The 18,792-nt window shown below is 71.3% G+C and carries 19 protein-coding genes; 9 read left to right on the plus strand and 10 right to left on the minus strand.

Annotated elements, in window-relative coordinates; translation table 11 throughout:
- Positions 1–45: 45 nt before the first annotated feature.
- The 6 genes from BGK67_RS12415 to BGK67_RS12440 all read right to left on the minus strand — a co-directional run bounded on the left by BGK67_RS12415 (position 46) and on the right by BGK67_RS12440 (position 4,623).
- Complete coding sequence (locus BGK67_RS12415) at positions 46–789, minus strand: TerD family protein (protein ID WP_069920146.1); 744 nt, start codon at positions 787–789, stop codon at positions 46–48.
- Between the two features lie 116 nt (positions 790–905).
- Positions 906–2,018, minus strand: coding sequence for a DUF475 domain-containing protein (locus BGK67_RS12420; protein WP_069920147.1), 1,113 nt, complete (start codon positions 2,016–2,018; stop codon positions 906–908).
- Between the two features lie 34 nt (positions 2,019–2,052).
- Entirely contained in the window at positions 2,053–2,628 is a 576-nt protein-coding gene (locus tag BGK67_RS12425) for a TerD family protein (protein WP_069920148.1), read from the minus strand.
- A 208-nt stretch (positions 2,629–2,836) separates the two neighbouring features.
- A complete protein-coding gene (locus tag BGK67_RS12430; protein ID WP_008739115.1) occupies positions 2,837–3,412 on the minus strand; it encodes a TerD family protein in 576 nt (191 codons plus the stop codon).
- Positions 3,413–3,578: 166 nt separating this feature from the next.
- Positions 3,579–4,037 carry a peroxiredoxin gene (locus BGK67_RS12435; RefSeq protein ID WP_069920149.1) on the minus strand — a complete coding sequence of 153 codons (459 nt, stop codon included), beginning with the start codon at positions 4,035–4,037 and terminating at the stop codon, positions 3,579–3,581.
- Positions 4,038–4,194: 157 nt separating this feature from the next.
- Positions 4,195–4,623 carry a DUF3052 domain-containing protein gene (locus BGK67_RS12440; RefSeq protein ID WP_069920150.1) on the minus strand — a complete coding sequence of 143 codons (429 nt, stop codon included), beginning with the start codon at positions 4,621–4,623 and terminating at the stop codon, positions 4,195–4,197.
- Positions 4,624–5,079: 456 nt separating this feature from the next.
- Between BGK67_RS12440 and aceE the strand changes: the two genes are divergently transcribed.
- Complete coding sequence (gene aceE, locus BGK67_RS12445) at positions 5,080–7,812, plus strand: pyruvate dehydrogenase (acetyl-transferring), homodimeric type (RefSeq protein ID WP_069920151.1); 2,733 nt, start codon at positions 5,080–5,082, stop codon at positions 7,810–7,812.
- 119 nt (positions 7,813–7,931) lie between these two features.
- Complete coding sequence (locus BGK67_RS12450; protein ID WP_069923813.1) at positions 7,932–8,762, plus strand: potassium channel family protein; 831 nt, start codon at positions 7,932–7,934, stop codon at positions 8,760–8,762.
- On the opposite strand, the gene BGK67_RS12455 is transcribed toward BGK67_RS12450, so the two are convergent.
- Positions 8,743–9,123: a peptidase inhibitor family I36 protein gene (locus tag BGK67_RS12455; protein ID WP_069920152.1), complete on the minus strand. Its 381-nt coding sequence runs from the start codon at positions 9,121–9,123 to the stop codon at positions 8,743–8,745. The two genes, BGK67_RS12450 and BGK67_RS12455, sit on opposite strands and share 20 nt — an antisense overlap.
- Before the next feature lie 344 nt (positions 9,124–9,467).
- Here BGK67_RS12455 and BGK67_RS12460 point away from each other — a divergent pair, with 344 nt between their 5' ends.
- The 3 genes from BGK67_RS12460 (at position 9,468) to BGK67_RS12470 (ending at position 12,414) form a co-directional block, all read left to right on the plus strand.
- On the plus strand, positions 9,468–10,157 hold the full coding sequence (locus BGK67_RS12460) for a TetR/AcrR family transcriptional regulator (RefSeq protein WP_069920153.1): 690 nt from the start codon (positions 9,468–9,470) through the stop codon (positions 10,155–10,157).
- A 187-nt stretch (positions 10,158–10,344) separates the two neighbouring features.
- Positions 10,345–11,493 carry an alpha/beta hydrolase gene (locus tag BGK67_RS12465; RefSeq protein WP_208948795.1) on the plus strand — a complete coding sequence of 383 codons (1,149 nt, stop codon included), beginning with the start codon at positions 10,345–10,347 and terminating at the stop codon, positions 11,491–11,493.
- Between the two features lie 66 nt (positions 11,494–11,559).
- The gene (locus tag BGK67_RS12470) at positions 11,560–12,414 is read left to right on the plus strand and encodes a DUF4429 domain-containing protein (RefSeq protein ID WP_208948686.1); all 855 of its coding nucleotides are present in this window, start codon (positions 11,560–11,562) and stop codon (positions 12,412–12,414) included.
- 46 nt (positions 12,415–12,460) lie between these two features.
- On the opposite strand, the gene BGK67_RS12475 is transcribed toward BGK67_RS12470, so the two are convergent.
- Both BGK67_RS12475 and BGK67_RS12480 read right to left on the minus strand, forming a co-directional pair.
- Entirely contained in the window at positions 12,461–13,495 is a 1,035-nt protein-coding gene (locus BGK67_RS12475; protein WP_069920155.1) for an aldo/keto reductase, read from the minus strand.
- On the minus strand, positions 13,492–13,959 hold the full coding sequence (locus BGK67_RS12480; protein WP_432215439.1) for a MerR family transcriptional regulator: 468 nt from the start codon (positions 13,957–13,959) through the stop codon (positions 13,492–13,494). Before BGK67_RS12480 ends, BGK67_RS12475 begins: the two co-directional genes overlap by 4 nt.
- On the opposite strand from BGK67_RS12480, the gene BGK67_RS12485 reads away from it, so the two are divergent.
- Complete coding sequence (locus tag BGK67_RS12485; protein WP_069920157.1) at positions 13,940–14,758, plus strand: serine hydrolase domain-containing protein; 819 nt, start codon at positions 13,940–13,942, stop codon at positions 14,756–14,758. The genes BGK67_RS12480 and BGK67_RS12485 overlap by 20 nt on opposite strands.
- On the opposite strand, the gene BGK67_RS12490 is transcribed toward BGK67_RS12485, so the two are convergent.
- Positions 14,755–15,429, minus strand: coding sequence for a pirin family protein (locus BGK67_RS12490; protein WP_069923815.1), 675 nt, complete (start codon positions 15,427–15,429; stop codon positions 14,755–14,757). The genes BGK67_RS12485 and BGK67_RS12490 overlap by 4 nt on opposite strands.
- An 81-nt stretch (positions 15,430–15,510) precedes the next feature.
- Here BGK67_RS12490 and BGK67_RS12495 point away from each other — a divergent pair, with 81 nt between their 5' ends.
- From BGK67_RS12495 to BGK67_RS12505, 3 genes are all read left to right on the plus strand, one after another.
- A complete protein-coding gene (locus BGK67_RS12495) occupies positions 15,511–16,728 on the plus strand; it encodes a PucR family transcriptional regulator (RefSeq protein WP_069920158.1) in 1,218 nt (405 codons plus the stop codon).
- Positions 16,729–16,817: 89 nt separating this feature from the next.
- Positions 16,818–17,735: an ACP S-malonyltransferase gene (locus BGK67_RS12500; protein WP_069920159.1), complete on the plus strand. Its 918-nt coding sequence runs from the start codon at positions 16,818–16,820 to the stop codon at positions 17,733–17,735.
- A 19-nt stretch (positions 17,736–17,754) separates the two neighbouring features.
- Positions 17,755–18,759 carry a ketoacyl-ACP synthase III gene (locus BGK67_RS12505; protein WP_069920160.1) on the plus strand — a complete coding sequence of 335 codons (1,005 nt, stop codon included), beginning with the start codon at positions 17,755–17,757 and terminating at the stop codon, positions 18,757–18,759.
- Positions 18,760–18,792 lie beyond the last annotated feature (33 nt).

The raw sequence follows: 18,792 nt of genomic DNA on the forward strand, positions 1-18,792 counted from the left end.
CTGACGGGCGCCGACGGCAGCGGCGCCCGCGAGCGGGGCTGCCGGTCAGGCCTTCGTGCTCTTGTAGCCCCGCCCCCACTGGAGCCCCCAGCCGTACAGCCGGTCCAGCTCGGCCTGGAACCCGTACACGAACTTGACCTCGCGCCGGACGGTGAGCTCGCCCTTGACCTGCTCCAGGGAGACCACCGCGCAGGAGCGGGCCTGCGGCTGCCGCTCCTCCAGGGGGATCTCGATGCGCGGGCCGGTGACCGGGAACAGCGTGACCATGGCGTGGGTGCGGTCGAACGCCGGGGTCTGGTCGTAGATGTAGACGAAGACCAGCATCCGCTTGATCTCATCGGCGTGGTCGAGGTTGATGTAGAGGGTCTCCCCGGACGCCGAGCCGAACCGGTCGTCGCCGCTGAGCTTCACGTACGGCGGGTCGTTGATGTCGCCCAGCAGGTTGCCGAGCGGCTGGACCACGCCCCGGGTGCCGTCGGTCAGCTCGTACAGGCAGCCCATGTCGAGGTCGACGTTGACCATGCCCTGAGTGTGCGCCTGCACTAGGTCGGGTTTGAACAGCTTGAACGGGTGGCGCAGGAGCCGGCCGCCCTGCCCTGAGCCGCTGCCGCCTATGTCCGAGGTGCGCATGCGCCAGGACAGGTTGACGCGCAGATTGCCGTGCACCGCCCCCTGTTTGGTCAGCGACACCGTCGGGTGCCGCTTGGTCAGCTCGATCGCGTTCGACGAGGCGCTGCCCGACTGGAACTGCACGGCGCGGCTGCCCATGATCCCGTCGAAGAAGCCCATTCCCCTACCCCCCTGTTTGCCCGGTCCCCTGCACGCGTACGGAAGCGGGGCGGCCCGCCGGGTCCGTGGACCCGGCGGGCCGCCCCGCCATGGAGCGTTCCGCATTACCGCCGCCGTCATGCCTCGGCGGCGGAACCCTCCCGCTCCACGCGCTTGTTGCGGCGCACCGAGGACCAGAAGGAGGCGGCGATCAGCACCACGCCGATGAGGCCGGTGATGATCTCGCTGATCTCGTGCTGGATGGTGACCAGGAGGATGACCGCGAGCGCGCCGATCGCGTAATGCGCGCCGTGCTCCAGGTAGACGTAGTCGTCCAGGGTGCCCTGGCGGACCAGGTAGACCGTGAGCGAACGGACGTACATGGCGCCGATACCGAGGCCGAGCGCCATCCAGAAGATGTGGTTGGTGATGGCGAAGGCGCCGATGACCCCGTCGAAGGAGAACGAGGCGTCGAGGACTTCCAGGTAGAGGAAGAGGAAGAACGCGGCCTTGCCGGCCAGGCCGACGGCGGAGACGGGCTTGCCCGCGGCCTTGGCCTTCTCCTCCTCCTCGTGCTCGCGCTCCTCTTCCTCCTCCAGCTTGTCCTCGAAGTACGAGGACAGGCCGCCGACGATGAGGTACGTGATCAGGCCGGCGACGCCGGCGAGCAGCACGGTGGCGGACTTGTCCGCGTGGCCGGTGCTGGTGTGGGCGTTGACGGCGAAGGTCATCGCCGAGACGAGCAGCGCGATCAGGGCGATGCAGACCGACAGCATGTCGACCTTGCCGAGCTTGGCCAGCGGACGCTCGAGCCAGGCGAGCCACTTGTGCTCCCGCTCCTCGAAGATGAAGTCGAGGAAGATCATCAGCAGGAACATGCCGCCGAAGGCCGCGATGGCCGGGTGGGCGTCGGTGACCAGGGCCTCGTACCGCTCGGGGTGGTCAAGCGCCAGCTGGATGGCCTCGATGGGGCCGACCTTGGCACTGATGGCGACGATCGCCACCGGGAAGACGAGCCGCATACCGAACACGGCGATCAAAATGCCGATGGTGAGGAAGATCTTCTGCCAGAAGGCGTTCATCTTCTTCAGGATTCCGGCATTGACGACCGCGTTGTCGAAGGACAGCGAGATCTCGAGGATCGACAGGATCAGTACGATCCCGAACGCCTCCCACCCCCACTGCCACGCGGCAAAGGCGAGGCCGAGCGCCGTGATGGCGAACGACCAGCCGAAGGTTTTCAGAACCACTGGCACCTGGCACCCCATGCGTCTTGTTGCGGCTTTACGAAACGTTGACCCCGAAGTCTAGAGCGATGCCCCTCAGACCCGACGCGTACCCCTGCCCCACTGCACGGAACTTCCATTCACCTCCGTACCGGTAGACCTCGCCGAAGATCATCGCGGTCTCGCTGGAGGCGTCCTCGGAGAGGTCGTAGCGGGCCAGTTCCTGGCCGTCCGCCTGGTTCACCACGCGGATGAACGCGTTGCTGACCTGGCCGAAGCTCTGCCGGCGGCTGTCCGCCTCGTGGATCGAGACCGGGAAGACGATCTTGTCGACGCGCTCCGGCACCTTGGTGAGGTCGATGATGATCGACTCGTCGTCGCCGTCGCCCTCGCCGGTGAGATTGTCCCCGGTGTGTTCGACGGAGCCCTCGGGGCTCTTCAGGTTGTTGTAGAAGACGAAGTACTCGTCCCCCAGCACCCGGCCGCTGTTGCACAGCAGCGCGCTGGCGTCGAGGTCGAAGTCCGCGCCCGTGGTCGAGCGCGCGTCCCAGCCGAGGCCGATGAGAACCCGGGTCAGGTTCGGTGCGGCCTTGGAGAGGGAGACATTGCCCCCCTTGGCGAGTGTGACGCCCATGTTGTGGTCCTCCCCGGACGACGGTGTGCCTGCGTGACGGTGTGCCTGCGTGCGGTGTGCCTGTGCCGTGCGGCTGTGCCGTGCCTGCGTGCGGTGTGCCGTGTGACGCGGCCCGGGCCGGCCGCGGGGCCGGTCACAGCAGGACCGCAAAGCCCGTCCGGCGCCGTACACGTAGTGCACGGCGCCGGACGGATGAACTGCTCTGGGCTCAGACGTTGACGCCGAAGTCCTGCGCGATGCCGCGCAGGCCCGAGGCGTAGCCCTGGCCGATGGCGCGGAACTTCCACTCCGCGCCGTTGCGGTACAGCTCGCCGAAGACCATGGCGGTCTCGGTCGAGGCGTCCTCGGAGAGGTCGTAGCGGGCGAGCTCGGTGTTGTCCGCCTGGTTCACCACGCGGATGTAGGCGTTGCGGACCTGGCCGAAGCTCTGCTGGCGGCTCTCGGCCTCGTAGATCGAGACCGGGAAGACGATCTTGGCGACATCGGCCGGGACGCCGGCGAGGTTCACCTTGATCGCCTCGTCGTCGCCCTCGCCCTCACCGGTGGTGTTGTCACCGGTGTGCTCGACCGAGCCGTCGGGGCTCTTCAGGTTGTTGAAGAAGACGAAGTTCGCGTCGCTGGCGACCTTGCCCTGGTCGTTGGTCAGGATCGCGCTGGCGTCGAGGTCGAAGTCGACACCGGTGGTGGTGCGAGCGTCCCAGCCGAGACCGACGATGACCGCCGTCAGGTTAGGCGCGGCCTTGGTCAGCGAGACGTTGCCGCCCTTGCTGAGGCTGACTCCCACGGGTCCTCCATTGGGTTCTGTGTGTGGGGCGGTGCCCCGTCGTGCACTGGGCTCTGCCGGCCGTGGCCGGAGGAGCTACCGGATCAACGCTTCGATCCTAGTGACGGGTTCCCGCCTGTAAACGGTTTTCGCGCGGAACTGCGGCGAAGAGCGCTCGGAGGCTTCCTCAGAGGCTGTCGAGTGCCTTGATGTACTCGTTCAGGTCACGCGCGTCGGGCAGTCCGTTGACGACGGTCCAGCGCACGACGCCGTCCTTGTCGATGATGAAGGTGCCGCGGACCGCGCAGCCCTTGTCCTCGTCGAAGACCCCGTACGCGCGCGAGGTCTGCCCGTGCGGCCAGAAGTCCGACAGCAGCGGGTAGTCCAGGTTCTCCTGCTCCCCGAAGACCCGCAGGGTCGGCACGGAGTCGTTGGAGACGGCGAGGAGCTGGACCTCGTCGTTCTGGAAGCGCGGCAGCTGGTCGCGCAGCTCGCACAGCTCGCCGGTGCAGACGCCGGTGAAGGCGAACGGGTAGAAGAGCAGCACCACGGCCTTCTCCCCCCGGAAGTCGGAGAGCCGCACGGTGGCGCCGTGGTTGTCCTTGAGCTCGAAGTCCGGGGCCTTGTCGCCGACCTCGATCGCCATCTCTCGCATCCCTTCGTTCCCGCATTCCTGGATCGCCCGCAGTGGGCCGTTCGGGTGAGGCACAGCCTAGGCCGGGGCGCGGCCGGGAACGCACACACCCCGCCGACCGGGGTCGACGGGGTGGGAAAAGTGTCCGCCCGAGAGCGGAGGGCGCGGCTTAGCGCTTGGACTTGACGGCGGTCTTGGGCGTCACCAGCTTGGTGGCGGCCCACTCCTTGCCCACGGGAAGACCCTTGGCCAGCGAGAGGCCGGCGGTCTCCGCGGCTTCCTTGATGTCACTGGCCTCGACGTAGCCGGGGCGGCCCGTCTTGGGGGTCAGCAGCAGGATCAGTGCGCCGTCCTCGATCAGCTCGGTGGCATCGACCAGTGCGTCCGCCAGATCGCCGTCGTCCTCGCGGAACCACAGCAACACGGCGTCCGCGACGTCGTCGTAGTCCTCGTCGACGAGATCGCCGACGAGCTCATCAACGACATCACGGAATTCCTGATCGACGTCGTCGTCGTAGCCGATCTCCTGGACCACCTGTTCGGACTGGAAACCCAGCCGGGCGGCCAGGTTCTCCGCGTGGTCCGCGGTCGCGCTCACGGGGTGCCTCCTGCTCATGTTCGGTGAATGTCTTCGGCGGCGCGCGTACGCGCAGCATTGGACGTAGTCCACACGGGCGCGGCGGATCGCGCAAGTACCCGGCCGCCGAGACCGTCGAAACGGTGACGATTGCGGCCGTCTCGCCGCAACTTCCAGCCTCCCCGTTCGGGGCTCTGGTGATTCATCCCACACCATTGCGGTTCATTCGGCATCATCGGCGACGCCTTGGGACTTTCCTACCTGTTTGAGGGACGAACGTCCTTGCGAGTTCGTTGACCGAGTGTGACGGGCCTGGGCGTAAGGTTGCGATTTGGCTGGCCGCCCTCGGATCGCCCATCCCGACTTCGTGCCGTCTCCAGGGATTACCCAGCGGTAAAGATGACGATTTCGGCCGAGCGTAAGACCATGGGAGGCGGCGAACCCAAGGCACGACTCCCCCGACAGCGAAGGAACAGCGTGGTTTCCGCATCCGATCGCAATCCGATCATCATTGGCGGCCTGCCCAGTCAGGTCCCGGACTTCGATCCGGAGGAGACGCAGGAGTGGCTCGACTCCCTGGACGCGGCCGTCGACGAGCGGGGCCGTGAGCGTGCCCGTTACCTGATGCTGCGGCTGATCGAACGGGCCCGCGAGAAGCGCGTGGCCGTGCCCGAGATGCGCAGCACGGACTACGTCAACACGATCGCCACCAAGGACGAGCCCTTCTTCCCCGGCAACGAGGAGATCGAGCGCAAGGTCCTCAACGCCACCCGCTGGAACGCGGCCGTGATGGTCTCGCGCGCCCAGCGCCCGGGCATCGGGGTCGGCGGCCACATCGCGACCTTCGCCTCCTCCGCCTCCCTCTACGACGTGGGCTTCAACCACTTCTTCCGGGGCAAGGACGAGGGCGACGGCGGCGACCAGATCTTCTTCCAGGGCCACGCCTCTCCCGGTATCTACGCGCGCGCCTACCTCCTGGACCGGCTCTCCGAGCAGCAGCTCGACGCGTTCCGGCAGGAGAAGTCGAAGGCGCCGTACGGCCTTTCGAGCTACCCGCACCCCCGGCTGATGCCCGACTTCTGGGAGTTCCCGACCGTCTCGATGGGCCTGGGCCCGCTCGGTGCGATCTACCAGGCCCGGATGAACCGGTACATGGAGGCGCGCGGGATCGCGGACACCTCCAAGTCCCACGTTTGGGCGTATCTCGGCGACGGCGAGATGGACGAGCCGGAGTCGCTCGGCCAGCTGTCGATCGCCGCCCGCGAGGGCCTGGACAACCTGACCTTCGTCGTGAACTGCAACCTGCAGCGCCTCGACGGCCCGGTGCGCGGCAACGGCAAGATCATCCAGGAGCTGGAGTCGCAGTTCCGCGGCGCCGGCTGGAACGTCATCAAGCTGATCTGGGACCGCTCCTGGGACCCGCTGCTGGCCCAGGACCGCGACGGCATCCTGGTCAACAAGATGAACACCACGCCCGACGGGCAGTTCCAGACGTACGCCACCGAATCGGGTGCGTACATCCGTGAGCACTTCTTCGGGGACGACCAGCGGCTGCGCGCCATGGTCGAGAACATGACCGACTACCAGATCCAGCACCTGGGCCGCGGCGGGCACGACCACAAGAAGGTCTACGCGGCGTACGCGGCGGCCAAGGCCCACAAGGGCCAGCCGACGGTGATCCTGGCCCAGACGGTCAAGGGCTGGACGCTGGGCCCGAACTTCGAGGGCCGCAACGCCACGCACCAGATGAAGAAGCTGACGGTCGACGACCTCAAGCGCTTCCGCGACCGCCTGCACATCCCGATCACGGACCAGCAGCTGGAGAACGGCGCGCCGCCGTACTACCACCCGGGCCGCAATTCGCCCGAGATCCAGTACATGCACGACCAGCGCAGCTCCCTGGGCGGCTACGTGCCGACCCGTGTGGTGCGCGCCAAGCCGCTGGAGCTGCCGGGCGACGCGACGTACGCGACGGCCAAGAAGGGCTCCGGGCAGCAGTCGATCGCCACGACGATGGCCTTCGTCCGCATCCTGAAGGACCTGATGCGGGACAAGGAGATCGGCAAGCGCTTCGTGCTGATCGCGCCCGACGAGTACCGCACCTTCGGCATGGACGCGTTCTTCCCGAGCGCCAAGATCTACAACCCGCTGGGGCAGCAGTACGAGGCGGTCGACCGCGAGCTGCTGCTCGCGTACAAGGAGTCGCCGACCGGCCAGATGCTGCACGACGGCATCTCCGAGGCGGGCTGCACGGCCTCGCTGATCGCGGCGGGTTCGGCGTACGCCACGCACGGCGAGCCGCTGATCCCGGTCTACGTCTTCTACTCGATGTTCGGTTTCCAGCGCACGGGTGACCAGTTCTGGCAGATGGCCGACCAGCTGGCGCGCGGTTTCGTGCTGGGTGCGACGGCCGGCCGGACCACCCTGACGGGTGAGGGGCTCCAGCACGCCGACGGCCACTCGCAGCTGCTGGCGTCGACGAACCCGGGCTGCGTCGCGTACGACCCTGCGTACGGCTACGAGATCGCGCACATCGTCCAGGACGGTCTGCGGCGCATGTACGGGCCCGACGCGGAGGACGTCTTCTACTACCTGACCGTCTACAACGAGCCCATCCAGCACCCGGCCGAGCCGGCGGACGTGGACGTGGAGGGGATCCTCAAGGGCATCCACCGGGTGTCGGCGGGCACGTCGGGGACCATCGGGGCGCAGATCCTGGCCTCGGGCGTGGGGGTGCCGTGGGCGCTGGAGGCGCAGCGGATCCTCGCGGCCGACTGGAACGTGCGGGCGGACGTCTGGTCGGCGACCTCCTGGAACGAGCTGCGCCGCGAGGCCGTGGAGGTGGAGGAGCACAACCTGCTGCACCCGGAGGAGGAGCAGCGCGTCCCGTACGTGACGCGGAAGCTGTCGGGTGCGGAGGGTCCGTTCGTGGCGGTCTCCGACTGGATGCGGGCGGTGCCGGACCAGATCTCGCGCTGGGTGCCCGGCCCGTACACCTCGCTGGGCGCGGACGGTTTCGGCTTCGCGGACACCCGTGGTGCGGCCCGGCGCTTCTTCCACATCGACGCGCAGTCGGTGGTGCTGGCGACGCTGACCGAGCTGGCCAAGACGGGTCAGGTCGACCGTTCGGTGCTGAAGCAGGCCGTGGACCGGTACCAGCTGCTGGACGTCACGGCGGCGGACCCGGGCGCGGCGGGCGGCGACGCGTAGCCGCCGCCCGGCGCGGCGGCTGACGGCGGCCGGCGGGTCCGGCCGCGTCCAGGTGTGAGCAGGTGCCTCCGGCAGAGCCGGGGGCACCTGCGTTTTACGCGTTCCTTACGATGCTCCGCATGAAGGACCCCTCCCGCCAGGCCCGCTGGGAGCGCCGTACGCAGGCTCCCCTGCTGGTGCTCGCCGTGTGCTTCGCCGTCGCGTACGCCGTGCCGATCGTCGTGCCCGACGCGCGCCCGTGGGTGCACCGGGCGTGCACCTCCGCGGAGTGGGTGGTGTGGGGGGTCTTCGCCGTCGACTACCTGGTGCGCCTCGGCATCACGGCGGACCGCCGGCACTTCGTACGGACGCACTGGCTGGACCTGTGCGCCGTGCTGCTGCCGCTGGTGCAGCCGCTGCGGCTGCTGCGGCTGGTGTCGACGCTGCTGCTGGCGGGCCGCCGGGCCCGGATGGCCCCGCAGATCCGGCTGACGACCTATGTGGCCGGGTCGGTCGTGGGGCTGCTGATGTTCGGCTCCCTGGCGGTGCTGAGCGTGGAGCGGGACGCGCCGGAGGGGAACATCCGGAACCTGGGCGACGCGGTGTGGTGGTCCTTCACCACCATGACGACGGTCGGGTACGGGGACCACTCCCCCACCACCGGCCTCGGCCGCGTCCTGGCCGTCGGGCTGATGCTGTCGGGGATCGCCCTGCTCGGTGTGGTGACGGCGAACATCGCCGCCTGGTTCATCGCCCGCTTCGAGCGGGACGACCGGGCGGAGCGGCTCCAGCTGGCGGCCATCGAGGAGCTCCACGCGGAGGTTCGGGCGCTGCGCGCCGAGGTGTCCCGGCTGGGCGGCCCGCAGGGCGGGCAGCCGGTGGCCCCGCCGCGCGAACCGGTGGACCCGGCCCCGCGCGAGGCGGTGGCGGGGCCCCCCGGACCGGGCCGGCCTAGTTCTCCCACACCTTGAACGCCCTCACCTGGTAGGGGGACTGGGGCAGCCAGACCCCGTCCCCGGGATAGGTCTGGAACTCGCCGGTCTCCGCGCACACGGCCGACTGGTAGGTGGTCACCGGCCGCCCCGTGCGGTTGGCGATCGACTGCGCACTGGTCCCGGCGGGCAGCGCGGTGCAGCTGTTGATCTCCAGGGTGCTCAGTTCGTGGGTGTGCCGGGTGCCCTTGAACTCCGGTTTCGCCCATAGGCACAGCTGGCCCGTGGCGCATGCCCCGAGACTCGCCTGGCCCGCGGCGTGCGCGGAGCCGGCCGTGCCGGGGATGAGGGCGGTCAGGGCCAGGGCGAAGGCGGCGAAAGTGGTGCTCCACGTACGCATGACGGGTCAACTCCTTGTGGACGGGCGGCACCCGGACCGTTTCCGGGGCTCCGCTGACACCACGCTGACCTGCGGATACGGGCGGGCGGAAGGGGGCGCGGGCGGGTCCACCCTGATAGGCGACAGCCCTCCCGGAACCGCCCGGCGGGACCCTCATACGTACGGAGTTGACGCTTCCGCGAGGCTCCGCCGCGCCGCTCCCCGGCGCTGCCGGCCCGGCCGCCCGCCCCGCCGGCCGTCCCCGAACGGGTTGCCGTCCCCTCACCGACGGCGCAACGGGACGGCTGCCGGGGAGGGCACCGGTAGCCTGACCGCCCACCCGGCGTCAGAAGGGAGCCCCCGCGGTGAGGACCGACGAGCCGACGGCACCGGTGGCGGCGGGACTGCGCGAGCGCAAGAAGCGGCGCACCCGGGACGCGCTGCTGCGCGCCGCCCTGCTGCTCTTCGTCTCCCAGGGGTACGAGCGCACCACCGTCGACGAGATCACCGACACCGTGCACGTCTCGCAGCGGACCTTCTTCCGGTACTTCGCGAACAAGGAGGAGGTCGCCTTCGCCGTCCAGGACCTGGTCGAGTCCCACTTCTTCGCCGCGCTCCAGGCCCGGCCGGCCGCCGAGGGCCCGCTCGAGGCGATGCGCGGGGCGGTGCTCGCCACCTGGGACACCCTCGACCAGGCCCTGTGCGAGGTGGTGCCCGTCGACCTCTACATGCGCGGCTACCGGCTGATCGAGCGCACCCCGGCCCTGCTCGCCGTGCACCTGCGCCGCTGCACCGGCCTGGAGGAGCGGATCGCCCGGCTGCTCGCCGCCCGCGAGGGCCTGGACGCGGACGCCGACCCGCGCCCGCGCGTGGCCGCCGCCGCGTTCTGCGGGGTGATGCGGGTCACGGGGCGGCTGTGGGGACAGGGCGAGGACACCAGCGTGGCCGCGATCCGCCGGATGACCGAAACCTATCTCGACCAGATCGGCCCCGCTCTGACGGGGAACTGGCGCCGGAACGCGCCGACGGCCGGCGCCCGGCCGGCCGGCCGCTGATCGCCAACTGGCCCCGCGGTCCCACCCGATCGGCCGTGAAACCCGTCACCCGGCGCGCCCCGGCCGGAAACGGTCTCCTACGCTGGTCCCAGTGAAACTGCCCGGCCCCGCCCTCTCCACCGCCCCCGGCGCCGACGCGCGCCCCGCCGCGCTGCGCACCCTGCTCGCGCTCGCGGTGGTCTTCGTCATGCTGACGACGACCGGCTGGACGGCCGTGCACCGCCCCGAGGGCGGCACCCCGCTGCGCGCCGCCGCCCTCTCCGCCTGGTCCCAGGCCCGCATCGGCGGCCGGCCGGTGCCGCCCGCGGACGCCTCCGCACGGACCGTGGCCCGCTTCTTCGACGGGCTCGACGGCGCCCAGCGGGCCCGGCTCGCCGACGGCTACCCGCTGGTCGTGGGCAACCTGGACGGGGTGCCCGCCGCCACCCGCTACCGGGCCAACCGGCTCGGCCTGGAGCAGGCCGGCCTGGTCGAGGCGGCCCGCGGCCGCGATGTGGCCCTGGCCCCGGCCGACCGCCTCACGGCCACCCGCCGCGCCCACCGCTTCGCCTCGCTCGCCGAGCCCGGCCGGCAGATCCTCGCCTTCGACCCCACCGGCGGCGGCCTCGTCGCCGAGGTCTTCGGGGACCTCGACCGGGCCCGCCGCGTGTCGGTGGTCGTCCCCGGCGTCGACACCGACGCGATCACCTTCGAGCGCACGCAGCGCCGCTTCACCGCTCCGGTCGGCATGGCCGAGTCGCTGTACGGGGCCCAGCGCGCGGCCGCTCCGGACAGCCGGACCGCGGTCATCGCCTGGGCCGGGTACAGCGCGCCCGCCGGGGTCGGCGTGGACGCCGCCACCGGCCGCATGGCCTTCGAGGGCGCCGTCCGGCTGAAGTCGCTGACCACCGCCCTGCCCGGGGACTCGACGGTGGCGCTGTTCTGCCACAGCTACGGATCGGTGGTGTGCGGGGTCGCCGCCCACGAGCTGCCGCGCCGGGTGACGGACGTGGTGGTGGCGGGCAGCCCCGGGATGCGCGCGTCGAACGTCGCCGGCCTGCGCGCCTCGGCCCGGATCTGGGCCACGCGGGACGAGGGCGACTGGATCGCGGACGTACCGCACCTGGAGTTCGGCGGGCTGGGCCACGGAGCCGACCCGGTCTCGGCGGAGTTCGGCGCGCGCCTGCTGTCCTCCGCCATGGCCAGGACCCACACCGGCTATTTCGAGCCAGGTACCGATTCGGTGGACAACTTCGCCAAAATCGGAACCGGCGCATTCGGTTCCGTCGTGTGCGCGACCGGGGACGATGCCTGTCGCGACGGTATTTCCGGCGCGGAGACCGCCGGACGCGCGTAGAGGCCCGAAAAGTGGGCCTCGCGCCGAGGGGGACGCGCGGGGGCCCCTCCCTCTACGATGTGCCGCATGGGTGACGTACTGGCCGGAAACCATGCCGTCTGGGAGTTCGACTCGGACTCGGTGCTCATCCGCTTCGCACGGGGGATACGCACACCGAGGCAGTCGAGGCTCCTGCACGCCCTGGGCGAGCGCCGGATCCCCCTGGAAGCGGTGTCCGCGGTGACCGTGACCGCCGGGAAGCGGGACACGGTGGTGCTCCGTGCCGTCCCGCGGCCGGGCGCCGATCCGCTGATGGAGGCCGCCGCCGGGCAGTTGAGGGAGGTCTGCGACCCCTACCGGCTGGTGCTGCCGGGCGACCGGGCCCCGCACGCGGACGCCTTCGCCGACGCGCTGCGCTCCCGGCTCGGCCCCGAGGCGGCCGAGCCCTCCGCGCACTTCCTGGTCGACGTCCCGCGGCCGCCGCTCCAGCTGAAGGCCTACGACGCCCGCGTGGCCTTCGACGGCGCGGCGGTCGCCTTCCACTGGTCTCGCACGGGCGCGACCAGCACCAAATGGAAGGCGGGCGACCGGCGCTACCCCTTGGCCGAGCTCGCCGGCGTGCAATGGAGCTCCCCCGACGGCCCCGGCGGCCACCTGCGGCTGCTGCTGCGCGAGCCCCGCGACACCGAACCCGACCCCCGCCCCAGCCACGACCTCGCGGCGGCCGTCTTCGCCGTGGGCCACGGCTCGGTCCACGAGTCCCTTCCCTTCGCCGCAGCCGTCCTGGCCGCCCTGCGCGGCCGCACGCCGGTCGCCACCTGCCCCTCGCCCCGGCCGTCCGACGACCGGCTCGAGCACCTGAGCGAGCTCCACTGCGCCGGACTGCTGACGGACGCGGAGTACGTGGCGCTGCGGGACCGGTTCACCGCCGAGCTGTCCTGACCCCGGCCGCTCCGGCCCCCGGCCCGGTCCGCCCCGCTCCGGGACCTCAGGCCTCCCGCGACGCCGAGGTGAAGGTCATGTCCGGGTAGCGGTCCCCCGCCACCCTGGACGCGATCGGCTCCAGCAGGGCCAGTTCCGCCTCCGTCAGCGTGATCCGCGTCGCCGCCGCGTTCTCCCGCAGCCGCGCCGCCTTGCGGGTGCCCGGGATCGGGACCACGGTCAGGCCGTGCAACCGGGCCCGCTGCTGGACCCAGGCCAGGGCGATCTGCGCCGGACTCGCCCCGTGCGCCGCGGCGACCTCCCGGACCGGGGCCAGCAGGGCCGCGTTCGTCCTCGCGTTCTCCCCGGTGAACCGCGGCTGGTGGCGGCGGAAGTCCTCGGCGGCCAGGTCCCTCGACGCGTCGGCGAAGGCCCCCGTCAGGAAGCCCCGGCCCAGCGGGGAGTAAGGCACGAAGGCCACGCCGAGCTCCGCCGCCGCGCCCACCGCGCTGCGCTCCACGTCCCGGCTGAACAGCGACCACTCCGACTGGAGGGCGGCGATGGGGTGCACGGCGTGCGCCTCGCGCAGTTCCGCGCCGGTGACCTCGCTGAGCCCGAGGTGGCGCACCTTGCCCTCGCGCACCAGCTCCGCCATGGCGCCCACCGACTCGGCGAGCGGCACGGCCGGGTCGCGCCGGTGCATGTAGTACAGGTCGATGACGTCCACGCCGAGCCTGCGCAGGCTGGCCTCCGCCGCCTGCCGGACATAGCCCGGGTCGTTGCGGACCCCCCGGTGGTGCGGGTCCTCGTTGTCGCGCTCTATCGCGAACTTCGTCGCCAGGGTGATCTCCTGGCGGTGCGCCGCCACGAAGGGGGCGAGGAACTCCTCGTTGCGCCCCAGCCCGTAGGTGTCCGCGGTGTCGAAGAGGGTGACCCCGGCGGCCAGGGCCGCGTCCAGGGTCGCGCGGGCCGCCGCCTCGTCGGTGTCCCCGTAGAACTCGCTCATGCCCATGCAGCCCAGGCCCTGGACGCCGACCAGCGGGCCGCCCCTGCCGAGTTCGACCTGCTCGATGGTGCCGTCGTACTGCGAAACGACCGTCATGACTGCGCCTTCTTCCCCGCGACCGCGTTCATCGCATAGAAATCGATCTTGTAGTCCAGCACGGCGAGCGCGTCCGTCAGCTCCGAGATCCGCGCCCGTACGTCGCGCCGTGTCGCCTCCAGCAGCTCGCGGCGGTCGTCGAGGGTGTGCTCGCCCTCGCGGACCAGCTCGGCGTAGCGGACCATGTCCGCCACCGACATCCCGGTGGCGCGCAGCTTGCCCACGAAGGCCAGCCAGTCGAGGTCCTTGTCGCTGAAGCGCCGCTGCCCCGAGTGGGAGCGGTCCACGTGCGGCATCAGGCCGATCCGCTCGTACCAGCGCAGCGTGTGCTGGGTCAGACCGGTCCGTGCCTCGACCTCGCTGATCGTGTACCGCGTCTGCGTCAGGCTCATGGGCCACACGCTAAAACCCTTGAGTGCACTCCAAGCAAGTAGGCTCGGCGCCATGCAGAGCTTGCGGATCATCGAGAACTGGCCGGTGCAGACGGCCGCGGCTGCCGTCGTACGCGCCGACGGCAGCCTGGCCGGCTCCCACGGGCCCCTCGGCCACCGTTTCGCGCTGGCCTCGGTCACCAAGCCGCTCGCCGCGTACGCGGCCCTCGTCGCGTACGAGGAGGGGGCGATCGAGCTGGACGAGCCGGCCGGGCCCGAGGGCTCGACGGTCCGCCACCTGCTGGCGCACACCAGCGGGCTGGCCTTCGACGAGCACCGGCCCAGCGCCCCGCCCGGGCAGCGCCGGCTGTACTCGAACGCCGGCTTCGAGGTGCTCGGCGACCACATCACCAAGGCGACCGGCATCCCGTTCGCGCAGTACCTGCACCAGGCGGTGTGCGAACCGCTGGGGATGACCGCCACCACCCTGGAGGGCTCGCCCGCCAAGGACGGCGTCTCGACCGTCTCCGACCTCGTCCGGTTCGCCGCCGAGCTCCAGGCGCCCCGGCTGCTCGACGTGCGCACGGTCGCGGAGGCCACCTCCGTCGTGCACCCCGGCCTCAAGGGCGTGCTGCCGGGCTACGGGCACCAGTCGCCCAACGACTGGGGCCTGGGCCTGGAGATCCGCGACGGCAAGTCCCCGCACTGGACGGGTGCGTCCTCCTCCCCGCGCGCCTTCGGCCACTTCGGCCAGTCCGGCACCTTCCTGTGGGTGGACCCGGACGCCCGCGCCGCCTGCGTGGCCCTGACCGACCGCGCGTTCGGCCCGTGGGCGGTGGAGGCGTGGACCCCGTTCACCGACGCGGTCCTCGCCGAGCTCCGCTCGCGCTAGCCCGGCCGGTCCGTCTGCTCCGGCAGTTCCCAGATCAGCAGCTCGCCCGGGGACCCCGCGGTGATCTCCAGGTCCTTCTCGCCCGTGATCCGCACCGCGTCCCCGGGGCCGAGCTCCTCCCCGTCCAGGCGCAGGTCCCCGTGGACCACGTGCAGGTAGACGCGCTCCGCCTCCGGTACCGGGATCCGCTCGCCCGCGCCCGGCCGCCGGACGTGCAGCACGGCTCCGGCCGCGGGGACCGGGTAGGGCGTCCCCTCGGCGATCCCCCTGACCACCTCGTACGAGGGCTCGCCGCCGGGGGTGAGCGGCGCGAGCCAGGTCTGCACGAAGCGCAGCCGCCCCGCGCCGTCGTTGCGCTCCACGTGCCGTGCCCCGGATCCGGCGCTCAGCCGCTGTACGTCGCCGGGGCGGACCACGCCCTCCTCGCCGGTGTCGTCGCGGTGGGTGAGCTCGCCCTCGACGACCCAGGTGACGATCTCGGTGTGGCTGTGCGGGTGCTCGTCGAATCCGGCGCCCGCGGCGAGCGTCTCCTCGTTGCAGGCCAGGACCGGGCCGAAGCGCAGGTTGTCCGGGTCGTAGTGGGACCCGAAGGAGAAGGCGTGCCGGGTGGTGATCCCGGCGGCCGGTTCCCCGCCCTCGTACCGGTCGGCGCCGCGGCGTACATCAATCATGGGGGCCACGGTAGCCGCCGGGCAGGGGCCGGGCATGGGACCGGACTCCGCTCAGCCGTCCCGATAAGGCAGTCTTGTCCCGTGCCCCAACCCGAACGTGAGCATTCCCCCGCGACACAGACCGCGCATCCCGCTCCCGCGCATCCGCACACCGCGACGCTGCGCCGACTGGAGAAGTCCTCCGGCCGGCTCGCCGCCAACGCGATCGCGCGCATGGACGAGACCCTGCCGTGGTACCGGGCGATGCCCCCGGAGAACCGGTCCTGGATCGGCCTGGTCGCCCAGGCCGGCATCGCCGCGTTCACGGAGTGGTTCCGGCACCCGGAGACCCCCCAGGCGATCTCCACCGACGTGTTCGGGACGGCTCCGCGGGAGCTGACCCGGGCGATCACCCTGCGCCAGACCGTCGAGATGGTCCGCACCACGATCGAGGTCATGGAGACCGCGATCGAGGAGGTGGCGGCCCCGGGCGACGAGCAGATCCTGCGCGAGGCGCTGCTCGTGTACGCCCGGGAGATCGCCTTCGCGACGGCCCAGGTGTACGCGCAGGCCGCCGAGGCGCGCGGGGCGTGGGACGCGCGGCTGGAGTCGCTGGTCGTCAACGCGGTGCTGTCCGGTGAGGCCGACGAGGGCGCGCTCTCGCGGGCGGCGGCGCTGGGCTGGAACTCCCCGGAGCACGTGTGCGTGGTGCTGGGCACCGCGCCGGAGGGGGACAGCGAGCTGACGGTCGAGGCGATCCGGCGCGCGGCCCGACACCACAAGCTCCAGGTCCTGACGGGGGTGCTCGGGGACCGCCTGGTGGTCATCGCGGGCGGCAGCGACAACCCGATGCAGGTGGCGAAGTCCCTGATCGGGCCGTTCGCGGCCGGTCCGGTGGTGGCCGGTCCGGTGGTGTCCGACCTGCTGAACGCGACGAAGTCGGCGCAGGCCGCGGCGGCCGGGCTGAAGGCCTGCACGGCCTGGCAGGACGCCCCGCGCCCGGTCCTGGCGGACGATCTGCTGCCGGAGCGGGCGATCGCCTCGGATCCCGCTGCCCGGGAGCAGTTGGTGGAGGAGATCTACAGACCGCTGGAAGAGGCGGGCTCCGCGCTGCTGGAGACGCTGAGTGTCTATCTGGAGCAGGCGAGCAGCCTCGAAGGGGCCGCCCGCATGCTCTTCGTGCACCCCAACACGGTGCGCTACCGGCTGCGACGTGTGACCGACGTCACCGGCTGGTCGCCTTCCGATGTCCGCTCGGCGTTCACGCTGCGGATCGCCCTGATCCTGGGGCGTCTGGCCGACGGCGACAGCCAGTCCTAGACTTTTGTCGGACATCAACAATTACCCCGACGGTTCTTGGTCCCTGTCCCCACGGGCGGCAGGGACCATCCACAAGAGAGAGTGTGAGGGTGCTCGTACTCGTCGCTCCCGGCCAAGGCGCTCAGACGCCCGGCTTCCTGACTCCCTGGCTCGACCTCCCCGGTGCCGCTGACCGCGTCGCCGCCTGGTCGGACGCCATCGGGCTCGACCTCGCCCACTACGGCACCAAGGCCGACGCGGACGAGATCCGCGACACGGCCGTGGCCCAGCCGCTGCTGGTCGCCGCGGGTCTGCTGTCCGCCGACGCGCTGGGGCCGGCCTCGGCCTTCGGCGCCGTCGCGGGCCACAGCGTCGGCGAATTCACCGCCGCCGCGTACGCCGGTGTCCTGTCGGACGCCGACGCGCTGTCGCTCGTCCGTACGCGCGGTCTGGCCATGGCCGAGGCCGCCGCCGTCACGGAGACCGGCATGGCCGCGGTGCTCGGCGGTGACCGTGACGTGGTCGTCGCGCACCTGGAGGCGCTGGGTCTGACCCCGGCCAACATCAACGGCGCGGGCCAGATCGTGGCCGCCGGCACCACGGAGCAGATCTCCGCCCTGGTCGCCGAGAAGCCCGAAGGCTCCACGAAGGTCGTCGCCCTCAAGGTCGCGGGCGCCTTCCACACGCACCACATGGCCCCCGCGGTCGCCACGCTGGAGAAGGCCGCCTCTGCCCTGTCCCCGGCGGACCCGGCGCTGAAGTACGTCTCGAACAAGGACGGCCTCGTCGTCGCCACGGGCGCCGACGTCGTCGCCCGCCTGGTCGGCCAGGTCGCGAACCCGGTCCGCTGGGACCTGTGCATGGAGACGTTCGCCGAGCTGGGTGTCACGGGGATCATCGAGCTCTGCCCCGGCGGCACCCTGACCGGTCTGGCCAAGCGCGCCCTGAAGGGCGTGCCGAACGTGGCGCTCAAGACCCCGGACGATCTCGACAAGGCCGCGGCGCTCATCGCCGAGCAGACGGCCTGAGAGAAGGAGCCCACACAGCATGTCCAAGATCAAGCCGGCCAAGGGCTCCCCGTACGCCCGCATCCTCGGGGTCGGCGGCTACCGCCCGACCCGCGTGGTGCCCAACGAGGTCATCCTCGAGACGATCGATTCGTCCGACGAGTGGATCCGCTCCCGCTCCGGCATCGCCACGCGGCACTGGGCCTCGCCCCAGGAGACCGTCGCCGCGATGTCGGTGGAGGCCTCCGGCAAGGCGCTGGCCGACGCCGGCGTCTCCCCGGAGCAGATCGGTGCCGTGATCGTCTCGACGGTCTCGCACTTCAAGCAGACCCCCGCCATCGCGACGGAGATCGCGCACCGGATCGGCGCGGTCAAGCCCGCCGCCTTCGACATCTCCGCGGGCTGCGCCGGCTTCGGCTACGGCCTGACCCTGGCCAAGGGCCTGGTGGTGGAAGGTTCCGCCCAGTACGTGCTCGTCATCGGCGTCGAGCGGCTCTCGGACCTGACCGACCTGGGGGACCGCGCGACGGCCTTCCTGTTCGGTGACGGCGCCGGCGCCGTGGTCGTGGGCCCCTCGGACGAGGCCGCCATCGGCCCCACGGTCTGGGGTTCGGAGGGCGACAAGTCCGAGACCATCAAGCAGACCGTGCCGTGGGACGAGTTCCGCAGCAAGGACAGCGCCGAGAAGTTCCCGGCCATCACGCAGGAGGGTCAGGCGGTCTTCCGCTGGGCCGTCTTCGAGATGGCCAAGGTGGCCCAGCAGGCGCTCGACGCCGCCGGGATCACCGCCGACGACCTGGACGTCTTCATTCCGCACCAGGCAAACATGCGGATCATCGACTCGATGGTGAAGACTCTGAAGCTGCCGGAGCACGTCACGGTCGCCCGTGACGTGGAGACCACCGGCAACACCTCGGCCGCCTCGATCCCGCTCGCTATGGAGCGGCTCCTGGCGACCGGAGCGGCGAAGAGCGGCGACACCGCGCTCGTCATCGGCTTCGGGGCGGGACTCGTCTACGCCGCGACGGTCGTTACCCTCCCCTAGGGTCCGGATTCGCATCCGGCCCGAATACCCAGT

Source organism: Streptomyces subrutilus (genome assembly GCF_001746425.1).
GTDB lineage: Bacteria > Actinomycetota > Actinomycetes > Streptomycetales > Streptomycetaceae > Streptomyces > Streptomyces subrutilus_A.